The sequence below is a fragment of the Mucilaginibacter sp. P4_G9 genome, assembly GCF_056400985.1.
Map to the genome: position 1 here is coordinate 1 of NZ_JBFUKF010000706.1, position 1,569 is coordinate 1,569.

The 1,569-nt window shown below is 37.2% G+C and carries 4 protein-coding genes; all 4 read right to left on the minus strand.

Annotated elements, in window-relative coordinates:
* Positions 1-230 (minus strand): hypothetical protein (locus AC1DPZ_RS26895; RefSeq protein WP_477409286.1); only part of this gene is annotated, 230 nt, incomplete at its 3' end.
* Between the two features lie 62 nt (positions 231-292).
* Complete coding sequence (locus AC1DPZ_RS26900; RefSeq protein ID WP_477409288.1) at positions 293-760, minus strand: hypothetical protein; 468 nt, start codon at positions 758-760, stop codon at positions 293-295.
* Between the two features lie 183 nt (positions 761-943).
* Entirely contained in the window at positions 944-1,303 is a 360-nt protein-coding gene (locus AC1DPZ_RS26905) for a hypothetical protein (RefSeq protein WP_477409290.1), read from the minus strand.
* A gap of 44 nt (positions 1,304-1,347) precedes the next feature.
* Positions 1,348-1,569, minus strand: a 222-nt coding sequence (locus AC1DPZ_RS26910) for a hypothetical protein (RefSeq protein WP_477409292.1), incomplete at its 5' end; no start/stop codon positions are given.

The window sequence follows — 1,569 nt, forward strand, 5'->3', positions numbered from 1 at the left end:
GTTTTAAGTAACCACAATATGCGCGAATATGAACGTCCACTTTTAGCAAGATAAACCTTATTGCATACTTTTTTAAAAAAAATCTCATTTTCGGGAAGCATTGAAGAGTTTAGCACCACCAAATCAATCTTAATCCCCGCTTTTGACATTTGAAGGCAAAACTCCCGCACATGGCTTTCAATACCACCGGTTTCCAACATCTGGGTTGTAAATAACAAAAGCTTCTTCACTATAATCAAATTTTCATTTTATGTTACCGAAAAAGAATAGGATAAAACCCAAGAAAAAACGGTTATAATCCTGAACCATACACCCGTTTAATTTCATTTTTGGCTATGCCTAAGCGATATGCTGTCATTAATGCTGCGCGATAGACTTTCGCTAAAATATTACTTTTGAACTTTACTCGTCTAAATTCTGGATCAGTAGGATTTCGCAACGCGCTGTAACCAAGTTTAGTTGATTCTGTTGCAAGTTTGGTAAGAAATGCGCGGCGTTTATTAAAGGTCTCCTGTTTTACTTCAGGAACAGAAATACTGGTAGCTTTTAGTAATTCTTCGTATGACATGATATCAATAAATTCTGCCAGCGGCCCCAACCTGCCTTCATTAGGATGAGGGTGAACCATCATTACTTTTACCCCCATGCCAAGGCATGGAAGCGCGCAATGAATTTTGGTTGTTATAACCATCCTGGCGCTACAATACCTTTTCAACAAATCGTTCATATGAGTTTCAGCTTCAGCAGCGTAATCTTCCAAACTGCCTATAGGGTGCGGYGGGTCATGTGATATGCTGAGCAGCGGCTTACCTAATAAGCTCTCAAGTTTTTGCTTTATTGCTAATGGTACAGGATGGTCTACATTATCAACTAATAGTATCTCACCTTCGTTAGCGTTGGTTACCTGGCCCCTGGCTTTTGTTGTTGTTGTTAAACAACTGGACTAATATGCAGGTATACCCCAGCCTAAAAATAAATTCAAAGTCTTTGTATCCCTGCAACCTATCGGCGAATGCTTTTTAAAATGTTCGCGGATATTCGGATCGGCTAAAAGTTTCGAATTAGCTACATGTATTGAAACATATAAAGGATTTACATTTGGAGGAGGGGGGAAATTTTCAAATGAATGCATATACCAGCCATTTGCGATAATAAACGATGGTTCGGCTGTATCCAGGTGAGCCAGATCTTCCCTATCCGCTACTAACGCATTTTCAGGGAGGAAAGCTTTCGCGACCATTCCCTGTAATATGTCACCTATGTTATTTCGCTTGGAACCTTCAATTTGATAGTAATATTTCATAAATTAATTAGTAGACATAAGGTAAATATTAATGAACAATTATGTTAACCTATTTTAGCTAACACCCTTTTAAAAAAATTGACCCATAAATATCGTTGTTTTTCTAAAATTAGCCCTATTACCGAAGTAGTAACTAACACTACAATAATAGCTAAACACATTTGACTGAAATTATTTTTAATATGTGGTGATAATTCCCGGCACAAAACCAATATGGGATAATGCAATATATATATCGGAAAAGTAAGGTCTGCTATCTTTCTAAA